Below are 23728 nucleotides of genomic sequence, written 5' to 3'. Positions count from 1 at the left end.
AATGTCGATTAAACGGAACCTCTTTCTTCTAACGGTGATGACGGCAGTCTGCTGCGGCCTTTCCGGCTGCGCGGCAGGGGAGTGCGTTCCGATGGCGGGAGTGCCGTATTGCGACGGCGAAATCCGCAACGGCAGTTTCCGCAGCGGCGTGACGCTGGGCGCGGCGGGAAGGGAGGTCGCGGACGCGGTCTGCGTCGATTCCTACGGAAGCCTGGTCTACGATCTCGGCGGTATGGCGGACTCCTTTTCCGCCGAAGCGGGGATCGATGAAGAAGCATACCGGGATGAAGTCCGGCTGGATATCATCGTGGACCGGAAGCTGAAAGAGAGCATCCGCTTCACCCGTGAAGCGCCGCGCCGGCGGATTTCCGTTCCGCTGGCCGGGGCGCGGCAATTGGAGCTTTCCGTGCAGTACGGGCCGGACTACAGGGCGCAGACGCTGTGTTTCGCCGATGCGTATTTCCGGGTGCGTGACCGGGCGGCGTTTCAGGAGCATCTGGTCCGCTGCCGCAACCGGGCCGATATGGTGCGCGAGCTGCCGCCGGGGCCGTTGCCGCCGCTTCCGGCTTGGAAAGAGGTCAAAGTCGAACCGTTCGTCTGGCGGGAGCGTCCTGCTCTCCGGATCGGCAACGGGGTGCTTGAATACGAGATCGTGCCCTCGTTCGGCGGCAGGCTGGTCGGTTTCCGGCGGGCCGGCGGGGAGAATGTTCTCGAGCAGCCCCGGCATCCGCTGCCGGCGGATCTGCGGCGCGGACGCAGCTATTACCGGCAGCACACCCGCTTCGCCCGTTCGGAACCGGCGTGGTACTTCCTGCCCGGCGAAGACCTGCATCTGTTCGGGCCGTATGAACTCCGCTTCGGCGAGGAGGGCGAGTGCATCCTGATCTCGCGCCCGAGCCTTTTCCTCCTGCTGCAAACGGAATACCGGTTCCATCTGCGGCCGGGCGGCGACCGGCTGGAAGTGACGACCATTCTGCACAACCTCGGGGATTTCTCCCGGCCGTGCGGCATCTGGAGCGTTGCGGTCCTGCCGACGGAAAGCATCGATAAACTGGAGCTGCCCGGTTCCACCCGGCACTCCGACGCTCCGGCGGAAGCGGCGCAGTATTGGATAAACGACGGAAACTCCGCTTTTCTGCGGGTTGCCGATATCCCGTTTGACCGGTTGGAGAGCGTGGAACGCAAAAGTCCGGGACCGCGGCAGACCATCCGGGCCCGCCTGGCTTCAGGCGAACTACTCACGATGGAGGTTCCGCCGGGCGGGCCGGAAGCGGAGTTCCCGAGCCATGTTTATGTAGCGCGGCAGTTTACCGAACTGGAGTTTCATTCTCCGATTGCAGAACTCAGGAAAAATGGGAAAATCATGATGCGGGAATTCTGGTCGCTGCGGGCACCGGACGGAGAAACAGAGGAGGCTGGAACAGGAAACAGACCATAATATTCGGAATTCCATTAATTCAAAATTCACATCCACCAGGAAAGGAAGGACAATATGAAAAGAAATTTCACCCTTATTGAATTGCTCGTCGTGTTAGCGATCATCGCCATTCTGGCCTCCATGCTGCTGCCAGCGCTCAACAAAGCCCGGGGAAAAGCGAATATAACCTCCTGCATCTCGCAGTTGAAGCAGCTGATGACCGCGAATATTCTTTATGCTAACTCCAATGATGATTATTGTGCCGGTTATAAACAGAATGTGGACAACATTTATCTCGGCTATGAGGTCAGTTATCAACTGCTTGTCGCAGGGGGACAGGATCACCAACCGGTTCTTTTTCACTGTCCCGCCGATAATGAATACTGGAAATCCTTAAAAGACAATTTTAATGGCCTGCTTGCAACGAGCTACGTATGGGGAAAAGCCGATTGGAAATGGAACGGGAGCGGGATGTCGCAATTCCCGACGGTCGTGAAGATCACTTCGGTTCGGGTGCCGTCCAAATATTTTCTGATGGCAGACCGTGGAGCAGAGCAGGCGAATCCCGGCAAGGCTCTTTCTGCCCTGGGACACTATCTGTCCTATAACGTGGGATTTCTGGATGGCCATGTCGCGAATTTCAGATTTGTTTCCGGCTGTGACTGGAAAAGCCGCAAGGATTACTGAATTTCACCGGAAAACATATTCTCTGGTGAATAAAACAAGGAAAAGCATGAAAAGAACTCTCTTTACACGGATGTTGTTCCGGGACGATCATGAACTACGATCCGGATCACCATTCCGACTTCAGCACCATGGTCCGGGCAGACGGTTCCGCGGCCAAATACGCCCGTAGGGAGGTCTGGAAGGGCGAAGCGTGGTATCCCTTCTGGAGTCCGATGGGGAGCGTCCTCGAATACGTGGACTCCTTGTAAGCGGCCGGTTCCGCCCAATACGAATCTGTACGATAATACGGCAGCAGGAAAATATGCCGGGAAAAGCATCACCGATCCATGAAGAAAACGATCACCATATCACAATTGTTTCCTGCGGAGGTTTCCGCGTGGGATGAAGGCGAAAAAGAGCGCCGGGCCGCCGCCGGGCGCGAAGTGCTGGAACGGATCAGGCGCGCCGGGCGGAACGGCTCCGGCATGGTCCGCATTCCGCCCGGCGACTACCGTTTTCCGGGCCGGGAGGGAATATTGCTGGAAAACCTGCGGGACATCTCTCTGGAAGCGGAGGGCGCGACCTTCTGGTTTTCCTCCGAAGTCACGGCGGGCGTACATTTCCGCAACTGCCGCAACGTCCGGCTTTCCGGCCTCGCCCTCGACATGGAGGAGTTGCCGTTTCTGCAGGGAACTCTGCTTGACGTCGGAGATGTTCGGCTGGTGATCCGGCTGGAAGAGTACTTTGTCCGCCGTTTTCACGGACAGCGGGATCAGGATCACTTCCGGCTGATGTTTCTCGATGCGGCGGGCGAGCATGAGATCGACAATCTCGACTTCATTGTTCCTCGGGAAACACTCTCTTTCGACGCGGCGGGCAATCTGCTGGTTCCGGTATCGGAACCGGTCGCCCGCCACTGGCGCTACCAGCTTCGGACGCCCCGTCCCGGCGACCGTATCGTGCTGGGAATGCGCCATGAAGGCGGTATGCTGCTGGTCGACAGTTGCGAAAACATGGAGTTTGAAGCGATCACGATCTATGCGTCGCCGGGTTTTGCTTTTTATGAGACCGGCCATGGCGGCGGGGGGAACACCTATCGTCGCTGCCGGTTGATCCGGCGTCCCGGAACAGATCGGCTTCTGGCCTCGGCCGCGGACTGCTTCCACTCGATGAATCAGCACCGCGGGCCGTTGATTGAGGCGTGCGAATTCTCCTGGGCGATGGATGATCTCGTCAATATACACGGCTATTTTCACGTCGTGGTGGAACCGCTCGCAAAAGACGAACTTCTGATCGTCACGCCGTTCGGAACCGATCTGCCGGATGGAACGGAGCTCTTTTTCTTCTCTGCGCCACGGGGGGTGGAGAAGTGCCGGGCCGTGGTTGTTTCCAGCCGGGAGACGGTCGGGAGCGAAGAGGAGGGGTTGCGTTGCATCAAGGAGCTTTACAAGCGGAAGTTCGGGATCGAACTGCAGAGTTTTCCCGGCGGATCGTTCTGCCGCATCCGGCTCGACCGTCCGGTAGACATCGAATCCGGCGACTTCGCCTGCAGTTACGGCAGCTGCGGCTCCGGAGCGATACTCCGGAACAACCATCTGCACGACTGTCATGTGCGGGGCATTCTGCTCAAAGCCGCCGACTGCCGGATCGAAGGAAACTGCATTGAGCGCATTGCCCTCAACGGAATCATCCTCAAACCGGAATTTTTCTGGCTGGAGGGGCCGATGCCGCGAAACATCGTCATCCGGGGAAACCGTCTGAATGACTGTGCTTTCGGTCACACCGCGATTGCGGCGATTCTGGTCATGTGCGGCTGCTGTGCTCCGCCGTCCGACCGGATTACGCCGACCATCAACACTGAAAAGATCACGATTGCCGACAATGAAATCAGCAACTGCAACGCTGGTCCGGCCATTGCGGTTTTCAACAGCCGCAATCCCCGGGTTTCAAACAACCGGATCAACCGCCCTTTTTCGAATCCGGCTGCGTTTGGAAATCTGGACATCAGCCGCCGACTGGACTTTTTCGGGCGGCCGCTTTCCGAAGAGGAGAGTTCCCGGCTGCGCGAAATGCACAGCGCGATTTTGTTTCTCAGCAGCGAGGCGATCGAATGTCCGGACAACCGCCTGAACGATCCCGGACATCGTTGCAGAACGCTCATCTACACTGGTCCCGGATGTCCCGGTAACTGAATCCTGACGCATCTCTTGTCCCCTCCGCCGGCAAAAATTCCGTTTTTTCTGGCGGAGGGGGGTGATTTTATAGATTACTCGTGTAACTTATAGAATCAGAGGGAGGTGTTCCGCGATGGAAGAGATACGGATTCCGGAGAGTGAACTTGAGATTATGAAGGTGCTGTGGGAGCGTTCGCCGCAGACGCTCCCGGAGATCGTCGGCAACGTGCGGCGCGTCATGCCGTGGGAGGCGGTGACGGTCAAGACGTTGCTCGGGCGGCTGGTCAAAAAGCAGTTCGTCCGCCGGAGCGGCAGCCGCCGCAGCTATCTGTACGAGCCGCTGATCGAGCGTGCTGCCGTGTTGAAATCCTCCGTCCGCCGTTTCATGGATACGATGTTCGACGGGGCGCCGGGGGCGATGCTGTCGTTCTTCGTTCGCAGCGGAGAACTTTCGCCGGAGGAGATCGAGGAACTCGAACGGACGATCGAGGAGCTGAAACATGAGTGAACTCCTCTTCGGCTATCTCGCAAACTCGATTCTGCGCGGCGCGGTCGTCGTCGGGCTGCTGTGGCTGATTGAACTCTGCTGCCGCCGGCGGCTCATCTTTGCGGGCGGGCGGTGGTTGTATCTGGCGGCGCTGCTGCTGATTCTGCTGCCGTTCGAGCAGCTCGCCGTGCTCCGCGCCTCGACGCCGCTTCCGGTTCGTCATGTCGAGCTGCCGGTGTGGAGTGTCGCATTGCCGCCTCCCGAACCGGAAGAGGCGGCCCCGGCGGCGGAGGCGCCTGACGTGCAAACTGCGCCGTCCGGAACGGCGTCCGCCGTCTCCGTCTCTCCGGAGAAGGACGGCGACAAGCGAGTTCATCTCGCAGACGCTGAACACCTCGATCGTCAAGGTGGATGGCGTAAATGCTTTTTTGCTGGAGTGCCCGATTTCGGAAAAAATGTTGGAATTGACAGGAGAGCTTCTGCGTCAGCTCCGCGATGAGAAGCAAGCCGCGAATGCCCCGCACGTCGTCTCGGTCGAACCCGCCAACGGCGCGACGAATGTCGATCCGAATCTCAAGGAGATCAAAGTGACTTTCGACCGCCGGATGAATCCGACCAGCTGGTCTTTCTGCCAGAAAAGCGATGTTGATTTCCCGGAATTCGTCGGCAGGCCCTCGTACAACAAGGAACAGACCGTCATCACCGTACCGGTTCGCCTGCGCCCGGAGTGTACTTATAATCTCTATTTGAACTCCCCGCCATATTGGGGATTCACTTCCGAGGCGGGGGGCGTGCTGAAGGCCTATCACTACACCTTCACCACCGGCAAAGGGCGTATATCGGAAAGCGCAGCCGAGCAGTGATCCCGCCGCGTTCCCCGCCGTGTAAAATCCGATAGAGGGGAGCGCAACCGGGGGAATTCCGGAAAATCGTCGCCGGTTTTCTTGAAAATTCCGGGAACGGCGATACCGTAATCAAAAAGGTAGATTTATCCCGGAAAAACAGCAAGCCGCGACTGCTTCTCCGCGGCTTTCCGAAAGGTGCGACTATGAAAATCTCGATGTGGACCGCTTTCCTTGTGGAGGAGACCCCCGAAAATGCGATTGCAACGCTGGCCGAGTGCGGCTACCGGTATGCGGAGTTTTCCGATGAACACGGCAAGATTTTGATGGATCAGCCCGATCCGCTCTACGCCGCGGACGAATTCGCGAGATTCACCGCCGATCACGGCATTGCACTGGAGCAGGGCCATCTCCATTTGACCGCCGACATCGCCCATCCCGACCCGGCCACGCGGCGCGCTTTCCTCGACTTCCTGAAAAAAGAACTCGAAGTCTACGAACGCATCGGCGTCCGGGCGGCGGTCCTCCATTGCGGCGGCAAGGCCGTTTTTACGGGGGAGATGACCCCGGAGGCGGCAGAGACGCTGAATGTGGAATCCCTCTCCACGCTGTGTCGCTCTATCGCCGGAAGCAGAATCCGGATCGCCATCGAAAATCTCTCCCGTCTGACGCAGTCTGCCGCAGATCTCCTGCGAATCATCGCGAAAGTGGACCGTCCGGAGCTGGGCATTTGCCTCGATACCGGCCATCTGAATCTGGTTCAGGGGGATCCCGCCGCCTTTATCGACCAGGCGGGCGACAAACTCATCGCCCTCCATATCGCCGACAACCTCGGCAATGCCGATCACCACATGTTCCCCTGCGGCCGCGGCAGCGTGAACTGGATCGCGTTCATGAGAAAACTCAAAAGTTCCTCCTATCGCGGTCTCTTCAACTTTGAAGTTCCCGGGGAGCGCAACTGTCCGACTCCCGCAATCCGGAAGCTGAAGTTGAAGTACGCTCTCGAACTCGGCAGACTGATGTTTGACATCGTCTGAGTGCAACACCGCTCCATCAAGCTCGTTCTTCGGCAAAACGCCGAAGCCACTGGAAAAAACGGACGTTCCGGTGTACATTATACTCTGAGTGGAACTAATTGAAAACCATTTAGAACGGATGGAGCATCCTATCATGTATTTCACCAGCACCAGAAGCCCGCGGAACGTCACTTCCGCCCAGGCCATCGCCAGAGGGCTCGCCGAGGACGGCGGGCTCTTCATCCCGTCCGAGTTCCCGAAGATCTCCGGCGAACTCATCGACCGGATGATCGATATGGATTACAAGGCGCGCGCCCGCGAAGTGCTCGCACTTTATCTGACCGACTTCTCCGCCGACGAGATCGCCCGCGGCGTCGAGGCCGCCTACACCGGCACGTTCGATTCGGAAAATCCCGCGCCGATCGTCGAAGTCGCCCCGGGGTTGAACGTCCTCGAACTCTGGCACGGACCAACCTGCGCTTTCAAGGACATGGCGCTGCAGCTTCTGCCGCATCTCCTGACGATCTCCGCCCGGAAAGCCGCCCCCGGCCGCACGATGGTGATCCTCACTGCCACCTCCGGCGACACCGGCAAGGCCGCGCTCGACGGATTCGCCGACGTGCCCGGCACGAAGATCATCGTCTTTTACCCGCAGAACGGCGTGAGCGCCATGCAAAAACTCCAGATGGTCACGCAACAGGGCGGCAACGTCGCCGTCTGCGCGATCGAGGGGAATTTCGATGACGCCCAGAACGGCGTCAAGAAAATCTTCGCCGACCGTGAGATGAAAGAGTATCTGAACGCGCACAATATGGAGTTCTCCTCGGCGAACTCCATCAACTTCGGGCGGCTCGTGCCGCAGATCGTCTACTACGTGTCGGCTTACTGCGACCTGATCCGGCAGGGGAAACTGCGCAAGGGAGAGGCTTTCAATGTCGCAGTTCCGACCGGCAACTTCGGCAACATCCTCGCGGCGGTCTACGCGCGCGAAATGGGCATCCCGATCGCGCGGCTGATCTGCGCCTCGAACCGGAACAACATCCTCACGGATTTCATCCGCACCGGCGTCTACGACCGCAACCGGCCGTTCTACACGACGACCAGCCCGTCGATGGACATCCTCATCTCGTCGAACCTCGAACGGATGCTTTCTCTGCTCTACGGCGGAGACACTTCCGCCGTCGCCGGATTGATGGAGGAGCTCGCGCGGAACGGACGTTACTCCATCTCCGACGCGGCGCGTGAAAAACTTCAGTCGGAGTTCTTCGGCGGCTTCTGCGACGATGCCGGAACTGCCGCAACCATCGGTGAAATTTACCGGAAATACCACTATCTCTGCGACCCGCACACCGCCGTGGCGCTGAACGTTTACAAGCAGTATCGCCGTGAAACCGGAGATGCGACCCCGTGCGTGCTCGCCTCGACCGCTTCGCCGTTCAAATTCGCGGCGGCGGTGCTGCCCGCAATTCAGCCCGGCGAACTGCCTGCGGACGAATTTGGCATGGTCGCGAAACTCTCGGAAGTGACCGGAGTCCCCGTTCCGAAACCGTTGGCCGGGCTGAAAGATCTGCCCGTGCTCCACAAGGGCTGCGTCTCAAAGGAGGGGATGAAGCTCTTTATTCGGAACTTTCTTCAGTGACAGGCATTGCGTCCGCGGTGAAACGGATTTCCGGATGCGAAGGGGGGCGGACCGCTTGTCCATGCGGCTGCCTCCCCCGGTTTTCGCTCTCCGGACTCGATGGTGCGCCGGGACTCCGGGGCTTTCGTGCTCCGGAATTTTCGTTTGCGAAATTCGCCGGTAAGGAGTTTTTCCGTTCCGTTCACTTTTCTCCGGCTCCGCTGTTTGCGATCCCCGCTTACCAGAAGCCCCGTCCTGTTTCGTCCGATCCGGAGGCGTGCGGAGCCGGATGGATTTCAATCTGGGAGGTGGAGAGCATCGCCAATCATCACGGCAGCGCCTTTTACCGGGCCTCTGATTGCGTCATAGAGGGCATCCTCAAGGCGCAGTGGCAGGAGTTTCACGCGGATGGAACCACCTCCGCATTCATTACCGCGCTCGGATTCCGCGGGGTGCCGCGCTCCGAATTCGTCTCTGTTTTCGGGGGGTGACGGGCGGATTCATCCGGTGTCCGTGGCGTGGATCGAATATCAGGAAACGTGCAAAACGTCCCGGATTCAGGCGCGCGCGGCAACGGCGGACGACTCCGCCGCCGCCCGGGGAGGAATTTACTGGCGTTCCACGCTCTCATTCATGCCGCGCAGTGAAGAGAATTGAGGGGGCGGAGTCCGTATGGGTCACTTGCCGGAGGCTTCGCGGATCATGTCGGTGAATTCGTCGCCGGAGAGTTCGCCGAGCGTCTTGCCGCGCCGCGAGAGCTTTTCGTTGAATTTGACGACGGTTTCAGTCATCTTTTCGTGCGTCTCCTCGGAGCCGCCGACCAGACAGAAGTTATCCCCTTTCGTGATGCGGCGGTGGCCGTCTTTGCCGTCCAGCCCCAACCCGAGCAGCAGCGCCGGATTGTTGTTCGTTTCATCGGTCATCTGGGAAAACTCCTTTCGTTCTTCTACAATATAACGCTTTTCCGGGAAAAATCCAGTTCTTTCTCCGGTGGTTATATTCCTCTTTTCCGGAGCGGTTTCTTTTTCCCCTCCCCGTCGACCGCGACGAACGTACATTCTCCCCGCAGCGCCCGTTCGTCTCCGACCCGCGCCTCGAGCCAGAACGTCACGCTGCATGTTCCGCGGCGAACCTCCTCCGCGTAGAAGTCGAGAACCTCCCCCGCCACGACCGGGCGCGTGAGGTAAAACTCCGAAAAACGGTAGCCGACCAGATGCGCCTCCCCCGTGCTCCGCGCCGCGTGAATCGCCCCCTGTTCCGCCGCCATCTCGAGCAGCCGCCCCCCGTAGAGATTCCCGCCTATGCCCAGATCGAGCACTTTCACGAGCCGCGAACCGAGAAAGATCATTCCACCTTTTTCTCCCGCCATTTCCAACCTCCTCTTTTCCGGTTAATATAGCCCGAAAGAGTCCGCGGACAACCGGTTTTTTCGCAAAAACGAAAAAAAGTATAAAAATATAGATGTTTTTTTATCAAAGTGGCTTGATTTCTGATTCCGGCGAATTATGTTGAATAACAGAAGTCCGGAACTTCCGGAAACTTCTTTCCCTATTCCCTTTTTCCCGAGCCGGATGTTTTCCCTGCATCCGGCTTCCTTTTTTCTGTTTTTTCGAGGTTGAGAAATGCGGGGTCGAGCAGATGCTCTGCCCGGACGTTGCCGAGGGAACGCAACATCTGGCTGCGCAGATTCGGGATTCTTTCGGCGAGTTCGTCGAGGAGCCGGCGGAAATAGGCGCGGTCGCCGTCGGCGAGCTCTTCCTCATAGCGGCACTTTCCGGCGTCGGGCAGGGTGCGTTCATCGCGGCAGCGGATAATCAGCGACTCGGGTGCGAGTGCGAGCGGCCGGATAACCCGGATCTGCTCTCCGGTTCCGGTTGCGACGTTCGGCCCCATCGTGGTGAGTCCCTGCCCGCGGCAGAGACTCATCAGAAACGAGACGGCGATATCGTCGAAGTGCTGACCGAGCGCGAGTTTCCCGCAATGCTCTTCTCCGGCGAGGCCGTAGAGTTTCCCGCGCCGGAGTCGGGAACAGAGGATACAGGGCGTCGCCTTGAACTGCTTCTCTTCAAGCAGGGCGGCGATGTCGAGCCGGACAACACGGTGTTCCCATTCCCGTTCCCGGCAATATCGCGCGATGGCGGCCGTATTGAATTCCGGGAAGCCGGGGTCGAACGTCGCAGCAACGATCTCAAAACGGATCGGCGCCCGGCGTCGCAGCGCATGCAGCACATGCAGCAGCAGAAAACTGTCTTTGCCGCCCGAGAGTCCGACGAGAATCCGGTCGCCCTCCCCGATCATGCGGTAGCGGGCGACGGCCTGTCCGGCGAGGCGGCAGAGTTCCCGGAAAGCGGGAGTGCGGTCGGGATCATTTTTCATCGCGGTTCTCCAGTTGCAGATTTCGAGCCGCGCGCGTGAGGGAGCGGTTCAGCTCATCGATCATCAAGTCGGCTTCGTCGGGGCCGAGCTGTGCCGGTGTTTCATGAAACAGTCTCCGGAAGAATCCGAAGAGCGAAAGTCGCCTGCGCTCGATCTCCTCGAGTTCGCGGCGGACGCGGAGAAGCCGCTGGCACGGCACGCGTCGTTTTCCGATTCCGATCGCGGCTCGGTAGTGGCGGGCGGCCGCGCCGAATTTCTTCCGTGCGGCGAGCGTGCGCGCAAGATTGATCCGGAATACGATATTCTGCGGCGCCGCGGCAACGACCTGCGCAAAACATGTTTCCGCGTTCTCGAACCGGTTGTGACGGAAGTGGTCGCGTCCCTCGCGGTAGGTCATGAAGATCTCGGTTTTACGCAGATCGGCCAGCAGCGTCGCGAGCGAGCTCTCCGGCGGCGTGCGGTTGCCGACGATCAGTTCCTCGAGGATGTCGTCCGCCTCGGAATCCATCATCGGCTCTTCGGGCCGGGTGCGATCGCGGCGGATCAGCTCGGTGTCGGTGAGCAGCGAACGGTCATATCTGCGTCGTTTTTCCGCGTCGGAAAGCGTATCGAACGCGAGTGCGAGCGCCTGGAACTCCCGGGTCTTGTCCGGCGCATTCCGGAAGAGGTCCGGATGACACCGCTTCGCCTGGCGGTAGTAGGCCCGCCTGAGTTCGGCGAAACCGGCCCGGCTGTCGACGCCGAGAATCTGGTAGTACGTCAATGCCATTTTCGATCAAATTATGGTTCCAGTGCTTGCCATTCATCGGGAAATCGAGTATAATATATACATGAATTTGTCGTATCGCCAACGGGAACCGGAAAGAAAGAAGATTTTTCCGGGTCTGCACGCATGGGAGAAAGGCGTGGATCTGTTCCTGAAGCCCGGAGCGGTATGCAGAGGATGAGGAGACGATGGAATTTATGGATAAGAAGACGAATGCCCTGCCGGGTGGAACCGAGACGATCCTGATCGTCGACGACCACGAGACGATCTGGGATTTCCTGATCGAAGCGCTCCAGAAACTCGGCTACTCCGTGCTCCTGGCGGAAAACGGCCTGGATGCCGTGGAGATTTATGAGGCGAATCCATCGGAGATCGACCTGGTGCTGCTCGACATGATCATGCCGAAGCAGGGAGGACATCAGACGTTCTTCCGGATCCGCGCGATCGATCCGAATGCGAAAATCCTGCTGTCGAGCGGATTCGTTTCGGAGGCGGAGGTGCATGATCTTCTCAACCAGGGCGCATGCGGATTTCTGCCGAAGCCGCACCGGCTGCCGACCGTGGCGAAAGCGATCCGCGAGGTCCTCGACACGGGCCGGATCGCGGGATGACGGACAACCTTTCCGGAGTGTGGGGTTTGCATGGACGACTGGGTCGAAATCAACCGCGATGAGCGGCACATCAAACGCGAGCGCGCAAAAGCACGCGAACTGCGGAACACCCCCTATTTCCGGAATCTGTTCCAACAGGGAATCTGTCACTACTGCCGGAAGAAATTCCCTCCGGAAGAGCTGACGCTCGATCATATCGTTCCGGTGGCGCGCGGCGGGAGAAGCACCCGGGGCAATCTTGTGGTCTGCTGCCGAGCCTGCAACCAGGCGAAGAAGTTTCTCACCCCCGCCGAGATGCTGCTCCGGCAGCTTGAACAGGAGGGGAATTCGGGCGGGAACGCCTGATATTCCGTATTTTTTTCGCCGTTTCTCCGTCGTTTTTCCGCCGCTTTTTGAGGTGGAACGGCGGGTTCTCCCGTGATTTTTCCGTCATTCCGGCGGAATTTACTTCATATGTGCCGCCCGGTATCGTCCGGGCGCGATGCCGGTTTTCCGTTTGAACATCGCGGCGAAATAGTATTCGTCCGAGAAACAGAGCTGTTCGGCGATCTTCTTGATCGCCATGGGGGAACCGCGCAGCAGCATGCGCGCGGTTTCGAGTTTGCGCTCGATCAGGTACTGCGTGGGCGTTTCTCCGTATTCGTTTTTGAAGATGCGGATCGTCTGGCCGCGTGACCGCGAGATTTTTGCGGCCATTTCGAGGAGGGAGGGGGCTGGGGCGAAGATCAGCGTATCGAGCCACTCCCGCAATGCCGCAGCCTCGGGCGACGGCTGGTGTTTGCGGGCGGCGGCGTGCAGATCGGCCGCCATGGTCACGATCAGCCCCATCAGAAATTCCGGACCGATCCGGGTATGCGCCTCCTGCGGATGAAGCCGGAGCTGGTGAAGGGCGTTTTTGAAGAGTTCTGGCCGCGAAAACGCCGGGACATAAAAGACCCCCTCAAGTCCATAGAGTCGCACGAGTTCCGCCATCAACGGGCCGGAGAAGTTGATCCAGTGCTTGATCCACGGGGTTTCCGCGCTGGAGGAGTAGCGGTGGCGGCTCATCGGCGGGACGAGGTAGAGATCCCCAGCTGCGGGATGGCAGGTGACCCCCTCGATGGTCAGGGTGCCGGTGCCGGACTCGATGAACTCGGCAACCCAGAGGTCCGCCCCGTTCCGTTCGATGACATAGGAGCCGTCGCACCAGCTGCTCCCGGCCAGCTGCACCGTCACCGGGGAATCGGCCTGAGGCGTTCCGGAAAAGATGAACTCCTCCCTCATGCGCACTGCCTCTTCAGCTGATTTCCCAGATGACGACCGCCGTGGCATAGGCGGTTTCGTGGCTGAGCGACAGATGAAATGTGCCGCCGCCGCGCCGCGCGGCGAATTCGGCGGCTTTCCCCTCGAGTTTCAGGCGCGGAGCGCCCGAGGGGGTGTTCTCGATGACCAGTTCGGTGAACGCGCAGTGTTCTCCGATTCCGCACCCGAGCGCCTTGGCCGCGGCTTCCTTGGCGGCCCAGCGGCCGGCGTAGTAGGTCGCGGCGTGTTTCCGGCGGGCTCCCTCGGTCAATTCCGCCGGGGCGCAGATCCGCTGCCGGAACGCTTCGCCGAATTTCGTGAGCATTGTTTCGATGCGCGCGATTTCGACGATATCGGTTCCGACTCCGGCGATCATTTTTCCGTCTCCTGCGCGGGAGCGGCGGTTTCCGGCGCCGACTCCGACTTCGACTCCGGTGATTGCTGCTGCTGTGACTGCCGCGCTTTTTCCGCTTCGAGCCGTTTTGCCTCAAACTCTTTCAGGACGCGGCGGAGCTCTTCTAGTTCGCGTTCGCCCTGAGAGAGTTTTTCTCGGGCGTTTTTCGCTTCGCTTTCGGCCTGCTGCCGGAGGGAGTCGGATCTGGCGGTGGCGGCCTGCGCCTCTTTGAGTTTCTTTTCGTGGGCGTCGACGAGTTTCTGGAGTTCCTGCTGCTGTTTGCGGGCGAACTCCTCCTTGAGTTTGATGATCTGCGCCTCGGTGCGGGTGGCGGCGTCTTTCTCCATCTCGCGGATTCTCGCTTCAAAGCTTTCGCGCTGCCTGCCCATCTCCTCCCGGAGCCGGGCGAGATTCGCGGAGAAATCCTCCCGCGACTTGTCGAGGATGACGGTCATCTCGTTGAGTTTCGCCCCCGATTCGCGGGTCGCCTCCAGGGCGGCTTCGCGGTTGCGCTGTTCGATGCGGCTGAACGCCTGATACATCACGAATGCGAGCACGAGGACGAATGCGACCAGCCCGAGCAGCAGCACGGTCATGATGATCCGCATGCGCTGCACCAGACGGCGGCGCTGGTGTTCCGCCTCCTCAAGCCGATCCGCGAGTTTCAGAAACTCGGTGTTGATCTGTACGCTCATCTGCTCGAACGCAGGGCGCAGGGCGGGGAGCGTCTCGCCGTTTTCTCCGGCGGAAGAGGCCGGGGCGGGGAGCGTCTCGCCCCCCTCGGGGGCGGCGGGTAAGCCGGAAGAGGCCGGAGGGTGCGCAGTAAGTTCGGGGCGGATGCCGTAACGCGAGGCGAGAAGCTGCTCGATTTCAAACGAACTTTTTCCCTCGTTGCGCATGCCGGAGATCTCTTTGAGAATCCGCAGCGATTTTTCCGAATAAACTTTGCGTTTTCCCCGCGTTTCGACTTCGAGATAATCGGCGTAGCGCACGAGCCAGTCGTTGATGGTGCTGCGCGGCAGCCCGAGTTCTCCCGCCAGGTCGCTGGCCAGATAGGTTCTGCTCTCCATATCGAAAATCACCTTTTTGGGTTGGATGAATGTTGTTCAAAGTAATGGCGGATCTGCGCCATATCCTGATCGATCTGCTGTTTCAGGGCCTCCGGGTCCGGAAACGTGCGCTCTTCACGCAGATAGCTCAGAAACTCCACGCCGAGTTCGCAGCCGTAAAGGTTGCCGGAGAATCCGAGCAGATGGACTTCGACGCGCCGGACGGAGTTTTCCCAGCCGAAAGTCGGAGCAAATCCGATGTTGACCGCGGCCGCATACGGCACCCCGTCGCGCCAGGCGGCGGCGGCATAGACCCCGTCCGGCGGCAGAACTCCCGCGGTGAACGCGAGATTCGCGGTCGGGCAGTCGAGCCGGTCACTCGCGGCGTGGTATCCGCGCTCAACCGTGCCGATGAGTCGGTAGGAACGTCCGAGCATCTCGGCGGCCCGGTCGAGTTTGCCGGCCGCTACGGCGCGGCGGATTGCACTTGAGCTGACGGTCTCTCCGGCGAGTTCGAGTTCCGGGCAGCCGCGGAAACGGATGCCCCGTTCGACGGCGTAGTGTTCGAGAAACGTGCTGTCGCCCGTTCCGTTGCGGCCGAAGCGCCAGTGCCGCCCCACGCAGATCCCCGAGACTTCCACTTCGGGGCAGCCGAGCAGCCGGTCGAGGAACTGCCGCGGTTCAAGCCGGGCGAACTCCGGCGTGAACGGCACGACCCAGACCAGTTCCGCGCCCGCCTCGCGCAGCAGCCGGACGCGCTCCTTGAGCGGCACGAGCAGCATCGGGGACTCGTCGGGGCGGAGCACGGCCCGCGGGTGCGGGTCGAACGTCATGGCTGCCGGGATCGACCCGGTTTCGCCGGCGGCGGCCAGCACTTCGGCCAGGATCAGGCGATGACCGAGGTGGACGCCGTCGAAGACGCCGATCCCGAGGGACAGTTTTCGTTTCTCCCGGCTTTCCCCGGGCAGTCCGAGGTGTCCGACCTCGGTGAATTTCAACAGATTGTCCGTCATAAACTGAATCGAATCCGGAAGTAAAATCCGGTTTTCCCTTGCATAATGTCAAACTGCGGCGTATATTAAGATACACTGACTATAACCGCTCGTCAACAACTCTACGACAGGAAATTCCGATGAAAACCGTATTGTACCCCGGTTCTTTCGATCCGTTCACGAACGGCCATCTCGATCTGGTGGTCCGTGCGGGGCGGCTGTTCGATCGGGTGATCGTCGCGATCGCCGTCAACTCCCAGAAGTCTCCGATGTTCACGATGGAGGAGCGCAAGGCGCTGATCGAGCTCTGCTGCCGGGAGATTCCGCATGTTCAGGTCGTGGCGTTCCGCGGGCTGCTCGTCGACGCGATCGAGGAGTTCGGGGCGAACGCGGTGCTGCGCGGGCTGCGGGCGTTCTCCGACTTCGAGTACGAACTTCAGATGGCGCTCATGAACCGCAGTCTGCGTCATTCGTGCGAGACGATCTTCATGACTCCGACCCAGGAGAATTCGTTTGTAAGTTCCCACATGGTCAAGGAGGTCGCGATGCTCGGGGCGGATTTCAGCGCCTACGTCCCCCCGGCGGCGGTCCCGGTGATCGCCGCGAAAGTCAAAGAGCTCAGGGAGGCCGGAAAATGATTCGTTTTTCCGTTGCACGGGTGGAAAAGGAACCGGTCGAACTCGTCGGCGATGAGCCGGCGGAGTGGCTCGAGATCGAGCCATCCGACTTGTTGCGGGTGACCTCTCCGGTCCATTACGATCTGCTGGCGAAAGCGGTCTCGGGCGGCGTCCTCGTCGAGGGAAAGGTCCGGACCGGCGTCGCCGGGCTCTGCGGCCGCTGCCTCGAACCCGTGGCTGAGACGATCGAAAATCCGGGCGTCTGCCTCTTTTACGAGCAGCCGCAGGAGGATGAGCTCGATATCACCGAAGATGTCCGGGGCGAGATGCTGCTCGAGCTGCCGATGAATCTGCTCTGCTCGGAAGAGTGCCGGGGACTCTGCCCGCACTGCGGGAAAAACCTAAATCGGGGGAGCTGCTCCTGCACGGACGACGACGAGGCCGATGACCGCTGGTCTGCCCTCGACAACCTCAAGCTGTGATCCCGTCTGCGCGTGAAAGCAGCAGCGCGAGCTGCAATCCCGCGCCGACGATGACCGGGATCGAGAAGTTGTCGTCGATATGGAGCTGTTTTTCAAAGAGTTCCGCCGCGCACGCCGGCAGAAGTGCGATCGCTCCGCCGAGATAGAGGGCGACTCCGGCGCCGGTCAGCGCGAGATAGATTCCGAGAGCGGCGCCGCCGAAGATGAGAAAAGCCGCGACTCCCTCCCAGCTCTTGTTGTTCGGTGCCTTGTGCCGTCCGAAACGGCGGCCGATGAGCGCGGCGGCCGCATCGCCCGTGAGCATGACGGTCATGGCGCCGCCGGCGGCTTCGCGCTCGTAGAGCACGGTCACGAGCAGCGCGGCCATGAGAACGTAGCTGCCGCCGGAGACGATCCAGGCGCCGGGTTCTGGTTTTTTGCGCAGCATGCGGCCGAAGAAGAAACCGTAGAGCGGCGCCAGGACCGGCCAGTTGCAGGCGTAGGCGTGTTCGGCGATGAGCGTCGCGACGAGCAGAAACGCGAAAAGCCCCGCCGCGACGGGGCGGCTCGGGATCAGCACGACTGCAAACACCATCCAGAGCGACGAGAGGTGAATGAGCTTGCGTTTGAGCTCCTCAACATAGGTGATTTCAGCGGCGGACAACGCGATTCTCCTCCAGAGATTTCTTCTTTCCGGTAAAAATAACATGCGAATGGAAAATATGCAACCGCCGCTCCGCTTTTTCCTTGAAATTGCGCGGGGTTGGCTGTATATTGTTCCCCTGTTGATGCAACCAGGGAAAGAGAGTGGGAGACATGAGCGAAAATACCGTTGACATAAACAGTTCCGCATCCGATTACAGTGCCAGTAAGATCACCGTTCTGGAGGGGCTCGAAGCGGTACGGGTGCGGCCATCGATGTACATCGGCGACACGGGTCAGCGCGGTCTGCACCATCTGGTGTACGAGGTGGTGGACAACTCGATCGACGAGGCGCTGGCCGGATATGCGAGCCATATCGCCGTGACGATTCACCCGGACAACTCGATCACGGTCGAGGACGACGGGCGCGGCATCCCGGTGGATCTCCATGAGAAAGAGGGAAAACCGGCGGTGGAAGTCGTGCTGACGATTCTGCATGCGGGCGGCAAGTTCGACCACAACTCCTACAAGGTTTCCGGCGGTCTGCACGGTGTCGGCGTCTCCTGCGTGAACGCGCTGTCGGACTGGATGGAGGTGGAGGTTTACCGTGGCGGCGTCGCCTATCAGATCCGGTTTGAACGCGGAGTGACGACCATGCCGCTCAAGGTGCTCGGTCCGACCGCGAAGCGCGGAACGAAAGTCTCGTTCAAGCCGGACGGGACGATTTTCTCCGACACGGTCTATGTGCGCGACATTCTCGCGCGGCGGCTGCGCGAACTTGCGTTTCTGAACAGCGGAATCCGGATTCTCTTCACCGACGAGCGGCTCGAGCCCGACAATCCGCAGCGCAGCGAGGTGTTTCACTACGAGGGCGGCATCCGGGAGTTTGTCGCGATGCTGAACGCGAACAAGACGGTCATCAATCCGGAGGTGATCTACTTCCATCGCGAACGCAACGGTATCGACGTCGAAGTCGCCATGCAGTACAACGACGGCAACACCGAGAATGTCTACAGCTACGCGAACAACATCAACACGGTCGAGGGCGGCACCCATCTGACCGGATTCCAGATGGCGCTGACGCGCACGATCAACAACTACACCAAAGAGCGCATGAAAAACGACACGACGCTCTCCGGCACGGATGTGCGCGAGGGGCTGTCGGCGGTCGTGAGCGTGAAAGTTCCGGATCCGCAGTTCGAGGGGCAGACCAAGACGAAGCTCGGCAACTCCGAAGTGCAGGGGATCGTGACCTCGGTCATCAACGAGGAGCTCGGCGACTATCTTGAGGAGAATCCGCAGATCGCCCAGAACATCGGCAACAGCGCGATGCTTGCGGCCCGGGCGCGTGAGGCGGCCAAGAAAGCGCGTGAGAGCGTCCGCCGCAAGGGGGCGCTCGAGGGGCTCGGGCTGCCCGGAAAACTCGCGGACTGCTCGAATCGCGATCCCTCGAAGTGTGAACTCTACATCGTCGAGGGTGACTCGGCGGGCGGCTCGGCGAAATCGGGGCGCGACAGCAAGATCCAGGCGATTCTGCCGATCCGCGGCAAACTGCTGAACGTCGAAAAGGTGCGGATCGACAAAGTGTTTGCGAACAAGGAGATCCAGTCGCTGATCTACGCGATCGGGTGCGGGATCGGCGAGGAGTTCGATGTCTCGAAAGCGCGTTATCACCGCGTGGTCATCATGACCGATGCCGACGTTGACGGTTCACACATCCGGACGCTGCTGCTGACGTTCTTCTTCCGGCAGATGAAGCCGCTCATCGAAGCGGGCTATGTTTATATCGCCAAGCCGCCGCTCTTCAAGGTCACGCGCAAGAAGAAAGAGCAGTACATCGACACCGAGGAGCAGCTCGACCGCTATCTGGTTCAGCTCGGCGAAGAGGATCTGACCGTGAAGAGTGCCGCCGGGGCGCAGCTGGCGCGGGAGGAACTCTCCGCGCTCATTGAGCTCTACACCCGCGCCTCGCACGTGTCGCAGGGGTTGCGTCGCTGCGGCATCGATCCGCACGAGTATTTCGACGCGATCCGCGAGGACGGCAAGTGTCCGATCAGCCACATTACGGTGCGCGAGGCGGACGGGACGAATACGCAGAAATATCTCTATTCGCCCGAGGAGCAGCACGCATTTCTGCATGATGCGGAAGAGCGGCTTGCCGGTCCGGCTCCGGAGGCGGCTCCGGGAGATGCGGAGTCGGAGGCGGCTGCGGCCGAGCGCGCGACGGAACTTGCGCGCCATTTCGATATCATCGACATCTTCGAGGCGGCGAACTGCGAGGAGCTCGTATCCGCTCTGGCGGAACACAACCTGAAACCGAAGAACGTGTTCGACAAGGACGGGGCGCTCTTTTTCGTATCGGCGGGAGAGGGATCGCCGGAGAGTCCGGCCGAGTCGCTCGAGGAGCTTTTCAGCCAGGTTCGGGCGAACGGGCAGACGGGGTTGCGCATTCAGCGTTACAAAGGTCTCGGTGAAATGAACGCCGAGCAGCTCTGGGAGACCACGATGGATCCCGAGACGCGCAAGATGATCCGGGTCACGATGGAGGATGCCATTGTGGCGGATCAGATGTTCACGCTGCTGATGGGCGATGTGGTCGAACCGCGCCGGGAGTACATCGAGAAGTACGCCGCGGGCGTGAAAGATCTCGATATCTGAACAGTAATCTATTTTCACTGGGAGAACGGAAAATGGCGGAGAAAGAGGCGAAGGCGGCCGACAAGGCGAAAGCCGCCGATAAGGATACCGGCAGAGAGAAGAATCTTCAGATCGCGATCGGGCAGATTGAGAAGAGTTTCGGCAAGGGGTCGATCATGCGTCTCGGAGACACCGGGGCGGCGCAGCGGGATGTTCCCGTCATCAGCACGGGATCTCTGGCGCTGGATCTGGCGCTCGGGATCGGCGGGGTGCCGGCGGGGCGGATCGTGGAGATTTTCGGGCCGGAATCGAGCGGCAAAACCACGGTCTGCCTGCACGTGATCGCGAATGCGCAGGCGAAAGGGGGCAAGTGCGCGATCATCGATGCGGAACATGCGATCGACCCTGGCTATGCGAAAAAGATCGGCGTGGACATCGACAATCTGCTGATCTCGCAGCCGGACTGCGGCGAGGATGCGCTGAATATCGCTGACATGCTCGTGCGCAGCGAAGCGATCGATGTGCTCGTAGTCGATTCCGTGGCGGCGCTGGTGCCGAAAGCGGAGATCGAGGGGCAGATGGGCGAATCGCACGTCGGACTGCAGGCGCGGCTGATGTCGCAGGCGCTGCGGAAGCTGACCGGTGTGGTGGCGAGGACCGGGACCTGCATCATTTTCACGAACCAGATTCGCGAGAAGATCGGCGTGATGTTCGGGAATCCGGAGACCACGACGGGAGGCAATGCGTTGAAGTTCTATGCGTCGATCCGCATGGACATCCGGAAGACGACGGGGATCAAGGATCCGGCGGGGAACATCATCGGCAACCGGGCGCGGGTGAAAGTCATCAAGAATAAGATGGCGCCTCCGTTCCGGCAGGCCGAGTTCGATATCATGTACAACGAGGGAATTTCAAAAGCCGGTTCGATGCTTGACGTCGCGGCCGACATGGGGATTCTCGAGAAACGCGGGAGCTGGTTCAGCCTTGACGGCGAACAGCTCGGCCAGGGGCGCGATCAGACCAAGGCGCTGATCGCGGGATCTCCGGAGCTGCAGCAGAAGCTCATGGAGAGGATTTACGCGAAAGTTCGGGGCGGCGATCCCGTGCCCGAAAATCTCTCGGGCGAGCCGGAGGCGGAAGCCGCCGGAACCGGGGAGTGATCGGGGTGGTGACGGTTTGAAAACAGCTCGAATCATTGCGGCGGCGGGGGCGCTTTTTGGGGCGTTTCTGCTGCCGCTTTGCGCTGACGAGGCGGCGGAACGCCGTCTCGGCGAAGAAGCCTGTGCGCAGGGCGATTACAAAAATGCGGCGCAATACTTCGACAACGCCCGGCAGATTTCCGCACAGGATGTGGAGAAATGGGGGGCGAATACGCTCTCGATGGCCGATGCGAAATTGAGGGACGGCGATGTCGAGGCGGCGAAACGTCTGCTGGCGGAATATCGCTCCCGCCTGCCGGCCCACGGTGCCGGGATGCTGCCCGGGCAGATCCTGATGGCGGAGAAGCGGTATGCGGAGGCTGAAGAGTTTTTTTCGGCACTCGCCTCCGGAGCGTCGGATCCGGAGACGGCCTGCGAAGCGGCGCTCGGAGTCGGGGAGGCCCGGCTCGGGCAGAAGAATTTCAAAGGCGCGGTCGAAAAGTTTGCACAGATCGAAAACGAAAATGCGGATTTGCCGCGCTGGGCGCAGCGCGCACTCGAAGCGAGGATTTACGCGCTGATCGAGTCCGGCGACTACAAGACTGCGGAAGAGTTGCTGGCGGCGGGGAAGTTTCGCAAGATGAATCCGGCGCACTGGCGGACGCTGGATCTGCTGGTGGCTCTGCGGCGCGGTGCATTTGACCGTTTTCTGACGGATTGGGGGAGCTTGAGCGGGAATCCCGGGAAGCAGCCCGCTCCGATTCTCTATGAGCTCGCGGTCGGCGGGGCCCGTCTGGCGATGGAGAAGAAGCAGACTGCGGCGGCGGAATCGCTCTGGTCCGATGCGTTCAAGCTGGCCGATACCGATGTCGAGCGGCAGAATGCGCTGCGTGAACTCATCAATCTGCAGGCGGGACACGATCCGGCGCAGGCGGCGGCGACGCTGCGGCGCTATCTGACGTTTTATCCGGATTCGCCGGACCGTGCGGGTCTGCTGCTGCGCGGAGCCCGTCTGCTGGCCGGTGCGGGCGACGTGAAACAGGCGCTGGATCTCTACTCCCGGGTGACGGGCGACAACCGGATTCCGGCGGGAGACCGGCTGACGGCGGCGCGGGAGGCGGCGGTGGCGGCTTCGGATGCGAAACTGTACGATCTGGCCGAACCGATGTTCCGTTACCTGGTCGAGCAGGCGGAGACCCCGGCACAGAAAGAGGAGGGGGAGCTGCTGCTGGGGGAACACTATTTCCGGTGCGGGGATTTTGCCCGGGCCGCGCAGCGGATGAAATCGGTTGCGGACGTGAACGGTACGCATGCGGAGGCCGCTCGTTTCTGGCTGCTGCGGTCGCTGATTCCGCTGGGGGCCTATGCTGAGGCGATGCCGGTTGCGGAGAAGCTGCGTGACGCGAAGAATCCGGAATACCGGGTGGCTGCGGAATATTATCGTGCGTTTCTGTTGGAGAAGCGGGGGCAGACCGGAGCGGCGCGCAGCGAGTACGAACGGTTTCTGATCCTGCATCCCGAGTCGGATTATGTGCCGGCGGCGCAGCTGGCGGCGGCGGAGCTGGCGCTGGAGTTGCGCGATTATCCGGCGGCGGCGGAGGGATTGTTCCGTTATGCCGGGCTGAAACCAGTGCCTCCTGATGCGGCGCGGGCGCTCTATCTGGCGATGCAGGCGGGATATTTCGGCGGGCGAAGTGAAGATGTCGCCCGCGCTTTGAACGAGCTCGATGAGAGATTTCCCGGATCGGCCGGGAGTGTGGAAGCGCGGCTGCAGCTGGCGGATTATCTGCTTGCGGGCGGTGATCCGGCGGGCGCGGAGCAGCAGCTTGTTGAACTCGAGAAGCGGGGGGCGGCAGAAGAGCCGGAAGTGGCGGCCGAGCTGCTTTACCGTCGGGCGCAGATCGCCCGTTCTCAGCAGAATCCGTCGCGGGCGAAAGAGCTGCTTGAGACGCTGCTTTCGACCCGGGCGGAGAGTTCGTTTGCTGCGGATGCGGCACTTCTGGCGGGGAATCTGGAGATGGATGCGGGGCGGTACGCCGGGGCGTTGAAATTTTTCCGGCAGGCGCATGAACTGCGTCCCGACGGGTTGTTCGGGCGGATTGCGTCCGGGCGGATTGCCGATGCGCGTTACTGCATTTATGCCGAGACGCTCGACCCGGCCGATTTGAAAGCCGCTGCGGAACTTTACGGGAAGCTGGCGGAGGAGCCGGGCGATCCGCGGCTGCAGCTTCAGAGTCTCTACAAACTCGGGAAATGCCGGGAACTTCTGGGGGAGCCGGGCCGGGCGCTCGATGCGTACAGCCGGGTTCTTTATCTGGCGCTCGACCAGAAACGCGGCGGGGTGATGCCGGATCCGGTCTGGACCGGCAAGGCCGGATATTCGGCCGCGCTGGCGGGTTTGAAGCGTGGGACGCCGGCGGGGGCGCGCGACGCGCTCCGGGTGATCGGGATACTGGAGGAGCTGCAACTGCCGACCGGCGAGGATTTCGACCGGATCCGGCAGGAGATTCGGCGAAAATACAATTTACAGAGGAAACCGTGAA

27 protein-coding genes are annotated in these 23728 nt (G+C 60.7%); 18 read left to right on the top strand and 9 right to left on the bottom strand.

Annotation, left to right across the window (positions count from 1 at the left end; translation table 11 throughout):
- Position 1 precedes the first annotated feature (1 nt).
- From Q0J85_RS03900 to Q0J85_RS03850, 11 genes are all read left to right on the top strand, one after another.
- Positions 2-1438: an NPCBM/NEW2 domain-containing protein gene (locus tag Q0J85_RS03900; protein WP_294478403.1), complete on the top strand. Its 1437-nt coding sequence runs from the start codon at positions 2-4 to the stop codon at positions 1436-1438.
- A 54-nt stretch (positions 1439-1492) separates the two neighbouring features.
- Complete coding sequence (locus Q0J85_RS03895; RefSeq protein WP_294478402.1) at positions 1493-2104, top strand: type II secretion system protein; 612 nt, start codon at positions 1493-1495, stop codon at positions 2102-2104.
- Positions 2105-2193: 89 nt separating this feature from the next.
- Positions 2194-2352 (top strand): hypothetical protein, encoded by a 159-nt coding sequence (locus Q0J85_RS03890; RefSeq protein ID WP_294478400.1) that lies wholly within the window; start codon positions 2194-2196, stop codon positions 2350-2352.
- A 78-nt stretch (positions 2353-2430) separates the two neighbouring features.
- Entirely contained in the window at positions 2431-4275 is a 1845-nt protein-coding gene (locus Q0J85_RS03885) for a right-handed parallel beta-helix repeat-containing protein (RefSeq protein ID WP_294478399.1), read from the top strand.
- A 115-nt stretch (positions 4276-4390) separates the two neighbouring features.
- Positions 4391-4765, top strand: a complete 375-nt coding sequence (locus Q0J85_RS03880; RefSeq protein WP_294478398.1) for a BlaI/MecI/CopY family transcriptional regulator — start codon at positions 4391-4393, stop codon at positions 4763-4765.
- Complete coding sequence (locus Q0J85_RS03875; RefSeq protein WP_294478397.1) at positions 4758-5243, top strand: hypothetical protein; 486 nt, start codon at positions 4758-4760, stop codon at positions 5241-5243. Before Q0J85_RS03880 ends, Q0J85_RS03875 begins: the two co-directional genes overlap by 8 nt.
- Positions 5200-5607, top strand: a complete 408-nt coding sequence (locus Q0J85_RS03870; RefSeq protein WP_294478396.1) for an Ig-like domain-containing protein — start codon at positions 5200-5202, stop codon at positions 5605-5607. Before Q0J85_RS03875 ends, Q0J85_RS03870 begins: the two co-directional genes overlap by 44 nt.
- A 185-nt stretch (positions 5608-5792) precedes the next feature.
- Positions 5793-6623: a sugar phosphate isomerase/epimerase gene (locus Q0J85_RS03865; protein WP_294478395.1), complete on the top strand. Its 831-nt coding sequence runs from the start codon at positions 5793-5795 to the stop codon at positions 6621-6623.
- Between the two features lie 133 nt (positions 6624-6756).
- Complete coding sequence (gene thrC / locus Q0J85_RS03860) at positions 6757-8241, top strand: threonine synthase (protein ID WP_294478394.1); 1485 nt, start codon at positions 6757-6759, stop codon at positions 8239-8241.
- Positions 8238-8711: a hypothetical protein gene (locus Q0J85_RS03855; RefSeq protein ID WP_294478393.1), complete on the top strand. Its 474-nt coding sequence runs from the start codon at positions 8238-8240 to the stop codon at positions 8709-8711. Before thrC ends, Q0J85_RS03855 begins: the two co-directional genes overlap by 4 nt.
- A gap of 16 nt (positions 8712-8727) precedes the next feature.
- Positions 8728-8877, top strand: a complete 150-nt coding sequence (locus Q0J85_RS03850; protein ID WP_294478392.1) for a hypothetical protein — start codon at positions 8728-8730, stop codon at positions 8875-8877.
- Between the two features lie 20 nt (positions 8878-8897).
- Here Q0J85_RS03850 and Q0J85_RS03845 read toward each other — a convergent pair whose 3' ends face one another.
- The 4 genes from Q0J85_RS03845 to Q0J85_RS03830 form a co-directional block, all read right to left on the bottom strand.
- On the bottom strand, positions 8898-9143 hold the full coding sequence (locus Q0J85_RS03845; protein ID WP_294478391.1) for a hypothetical protein: 246 nt from the start codon (positions 9141-9143) through the stop codon (positions 8898-8900).
- A 71-nt stretch (positions 9144-9214) separates the two neighbouring features.
- On the bottom strand, positions 9215-9589 hold the full coding sequence (locus Q0J85_RS03840) for a hotdog domain-containing protein (RefSeq protein ID WP_294478389.1): 375 nt from the start codon (positions 9587-9589) through the stop codon (positions 9215-9217).
- 179 nt (positions 9590-9768) lie between these two features.
- A complete protein-coding gene (locus Q0J85_RS03835; protein ID WP_294478388.1) occupies positions 9769-10596 on the bottom strand; it encodes an ATP-binding protein in 828 nt (275 codons plus the stop codon).
- Positions 10586-11365 (bottom strand): J domain-containing protein, encoded by a 780-nt coding sequence (locus tag Q0J85_RS03830; RefSeq protein WP_294478387.1) that lies wholly within the window; start codon positions 11363-11365, stop codon positions 10586-10588. The genes Q0J85_RS03835 and Q0J85_RS03830 overlap by 11 nt, the downstream gene beginning before the upstream one ends.
- Positions 11366-11559: 194 nt before the next feature.
- Here Q0J85_RS03830 and Q0J85_RS03825 point away from each other — a divergent pair, with 194 nt between their 5' ends.
- Together Q0J85_RS03825 and Q0J85_RS03820 are read left to right on the top strand one after the other, a co-directional pair.
- On the top strand, positions 11560-11973 hold the full coding sequence (locus Q0J85_RS03825) for a response regulator (protein WP_294478386.1): 414 nt from the start codon (positions 11560-11562) through the stop codon (positions 11971-11973).
- A 30-nt stretch (positions 11974-12003) separates the two neighbouring features.
- Positions 12004-12318 (top strand): HNH endonuclease, encoded by a 315-nt coding sequence (locus tag Q0J85_RS03820; protein ID WP_294478384.1) that lies wholly within the window; start codon positions 12004-12006, stop codon positions 12316-12318.
- 99 nt (positions 12319-12417) lie between these two features.
- Here the strand turns inward: Q0J85_RS03820 and Q0J85_RS03815 are convergent, their stop codons facing one another.
- Genes Q0J85_RS03815 through ribF form a run of 4 tightly spaced genes read right to left on the bottom strand, consistent with a single transcriptional unit; the run spans position 12418 to position 15710 of the window.
- Positions 12418-13236, bottom strand: coding sequence for a helix-turn-helix domain-containing protein (locus tag Q0J85_RS03815; RefSeq protein ID WP_294478382.1), 819 nt, complete (start codon positions 13234-13236; stop codon positions 12418-12420).
- Positions 13237-13249: 13 nt separating this feature from the next.
- The gene (gene acpS / locus Q0J85_RS03810) at positions 13250-13630 is read right to left on the bottom strand and encodes a holo-ACP synthase (RefSeq protein ID WP_294478381.1); all 381 of its coding nucleotides are present in this window, start codon (positions 13628-13630) and stop codon (positions 13250-13252) included.
- On the bottom strand, positions 13627-14718 hold the full coding sequence (locus tag Q0J85_RS03805) for a MerR family transcriptional regulator (protein WP_294478380.1): 1092 nt from the start codon (positions 14716-14718) through the stop codon (positions 13627-13629). The genes acpS and Q0J85_RS03805 overlap by 4 nt, the downstream gene beginning before the upstream one ends.
- Positions 14719-14726: 8 nt before the next feature.
- Positions 14727-15710, bottom strand: a complete 984-nt coding sequence (ribF, locus tag Q0J85_RS03800) for a riboflavin biosynthesis protein RibF (protein ID WP_294478378.1) — start codon at positions 15708-15710, stop codon at positions 14727-14729.
- Between the two features lie 119 nt (positions 15711-15829).
- On the opposite strand from ribF, the gene coaD reads away from it, so the two are divergent.
- Positions 15830-16327, top strand: a complete 498-nt coding sequence (gene coaD, locus Q0J85_RS03795; RefSeq protein WP_294478377.1) for a pantetheine-phosphate adenylyltransferase — start codon at positions 15830-15832, stop codon at positions 16325-16327.
- Positions 16324-16788, top strand: coding sequence for a DUF177 domain-containing protein (locus Q0J85_RS03790; RefSeq protein ID WP_294478375.1), 465 nt, complete (start codon positions 16324-16326; stop codon positions 16786-16788). Before coaD ends, Q0J85_RS03790 begins: the two co-directional genes overlap by 4 nt.
- Here the strand turns inward: Q0J85_RS03790 and Q0J85_RS03785 are convergent.
- A complete protein-coding gene (locus tag Q0J85_RS03785) occupies positions 16778-17431 on the bottom strand; it encodes a diacylglycerol/polyprenol kinase family protein (RefSeq protein WP_294478373.1) in 654 nt (217 codons plus the stop codon). The genes Q0J85_RS03790 and Q0J85_RS03785 overlap by 11 nt on opposite strands.
- Before the next feature lie 152 nt (positions 17432-17583).
- Here Q0J85_RS03785 and gyrB point away from each other — a divergent pair, with 152 nt between their 5' ends.
- From gyrB to Q0J85_RS03770, 3 genes are read left to right on the top strand one after another with little or no spacing between them, the layout of a single operon-like run.
- Positions 17584-20067 carry a DNA topoisomerase (ATP-hydrolyzing) subunit B gene (gene gyrB, locus Q0J85_RS03780; RefSeq protein WP_294478372.1) on the top strand — a complete coding sequence of 828 codons (2484 nt, stop codon included), beginning with the start codon at positions 17584-17586 and terminating at the stop codon, positions 20065-20067.
- Positions 20068-20099: 32 nt separating this feature from the next.
- Positions 20100-21206 (top strand): recombinase RecA, encoded by a 1107-nt coding sequence (recA, locus tag Q0J85_RS03775; protein ID WP_294478370.1) that lies wholly within the window; start codon positions 20100-20102, stop codon positions 21204-21206.
- 16 nt (positions 21207-21222) lie between these two features.
- On the top strand, positions 21223-23727 hold the full coding sequence (locus Q0J85_RS03770; protein ID WP_294478368.1) for a tetratricopeptide repeat protein: 2505 nt from the start codon (positions 21223-21225) through the stop codon (positions 23725-23727).
- Position 23728: the final 1 nt, after the last annotated feature.

Origin of the sequence: uncultured Victivallis sp. (genome assembly GCA_944389935.1) — a bacterium.
Classification (GTDB): domain Bacteria; phylum Verrucomicrobiota; class Lentisphaeria; order Victivallales; family Victivallaceae; genus Victivallis.
Note: the sequence above shows the minus strand (reverse complement) of the source record. Positions and strands in the feature narration are given on the sequence as shown.

Excerpts from the sequence above, each read along its gene's own strand:
- recA (WP_294478370.1), top strand. The coding sequence starts at position 20,100 with ATGGCGGAGAAAGAGGCGAAGGCGGCCGACAAGGCGAAAGCCGCCGAT.
- Q0J85_RS03845 (WP_294478391.1), bottom strand. The coding sequence starts at position 9,143 with ATGACCGATGAAACGAACAACAATCCGGCGCTGCTGCTCGGGTTGGGG.
- Q0J85_RS03880 (WP_294478398.1), top strand. The coding sequence starts at position 4,391 with ATGGAAGAGATACGGATTCCGGAGAGTGAACTTGAGATTATGAAGGTG.
- Q0J85_RS03805 (WP_294478380.1), bottom strand. The coding sequence starts at position 14,718 with ATGGAGAGCAGAACCTATCTGGCCAGCGACCTGGCGGGAGAACTCGGG.
- Q0J85_RS03890 (WP_294478400.1), top strand. The coding sequence starts at position 2,194 with ATGAACTACGATCCGGATCACCATTCCGACTTCAGCACCATGGTCCGG.
- acpS (WP_294478381.1), bottom strand. The coding sequence starts at position 13,630 with ATGATCGCCGGAGTCGGAACCGATATCGTCGAAATCGCGCGCATCGAA.
- Q0J85_RS03830 (WP_294478387.1), bottom strand. The coding sequence starts at position 11,365 with ATGGCATTGACGTACTACCAGATTCTCGGCGTCGACAGCCGGGCCGGT.
- Q0J85_RS03840 (WP_294478389.1), bottom strand. The coding sequence starts at position 9,589 with ATGGCGGGAGAAAAAGGTGGAATGATCTTTCTCGGTTCGCGGCTCGTG.
- Q0J85_RS03895 (WP_294478402.1), top strand. The coding sequence starts at position 1,493 with ATGAAAAGAAATTTCACCCTTATTGAATTGCTCGTCGTGTTAGCGATC.
- Q0J85_RS03875 (WP_294478397.1), top strand. The coding sequence starts at position 4,758 with ATGAGTGAACTCCTCTTCGGCTATCTCGCAAACTCGATTCTGCGCGGC.
- Q0J85_RS03815 (WP_294478382.1), bottom strand. The coding sequence starts at position 13,236 with ATGAGGGAGGAGTTCATCTTTTCCGGAACGCCTCAGGCCGATTCCCCG.
- Q0J85_RS03790 (WP_294478375.1), top strand. The coding sequence starts at position 16,324 with ATGATTCGTTTTTCCGTTGCACGGGTGGAAAAGGAACCGGTCGAACTC.
- Q0J85_RS03865 (WP_294478395.1), top strand. The coding sequence starts at position 5,793 with ATGAAAATCTCGATGTGGACCGCTTTCCTTGTGGAGGAGACCCCCGAA.
- ribF (WP_294478378.1), bottom strand. The coding sequence starts at position 15,710 with ATGACGGACAATCTGTTGAAATTCACCGAGGTCGGACACCTCGGACTG.
- Q0J85_RS03835 (WP_294478388.1), bottom strand. The coding sequence starts at position 10,596 with ATGAAAAATGATCCCGACCGCACTCCCGCTTTCCGGGAACTCTGCCGC.
- Q0J85_RS03900 (WP_294478403.1), top strand. The coding sequence starts at position 2 with ATGTCGATTAAACGGAACCTCTTTCTTCTAACGGTGATGACGGCAGTC.
- Q0J85_RS03885 (WP_294478399.1), top strand. The coding sequence starts at position 2,431 with ATGAAGAAAACGATCACCATATCACAATTGTTTCCTGCGGAGGTTTCC.
- Q0J85_RS03870 (WP_294478396.1), top strand. The coding sequence starts at position 5,200 with ATGTTGGAATTGACAGGAGAGCTTCTGCGTCAGCTCCGCGATGAGAAG.
- Q0J85_RS03825 (WP_294478386.1), top strand. The coding sequence starts at position 11,560 with ATGGATAAGAAGACGAATGCCCTGCCGGGTGGAACCGAGACGATCCTG.
- thrC (WP_294478394.1), top strand. The coding sequence starts at position 6,757 with ATGTATTTCACCAGCACCAGAAGCCCGCGGAACGTCACTTCCGCCCAG.
- Q0J85_RS03820 (WP_294478384.1), top strand. The coding sequence starts at position 12,004 with ATGGACGACTGGGTCGAAATCAACCGCGATGAGCGGCACATCAAACGC.
- coaD (WP_294478377.1), top strand. The coding sequence starts at position 15,830 with ATGAAAACCGTATTGTACCCCGGTTCTTTCGATCCGTTCACGAACGGC.
- gyrB (WP_294478372.1), top strand. The coding sequence starts at position 17,584 with ATGAGCGAAAATACCGTTGACATAAACAGTTCCGCATCCGATTACAGT.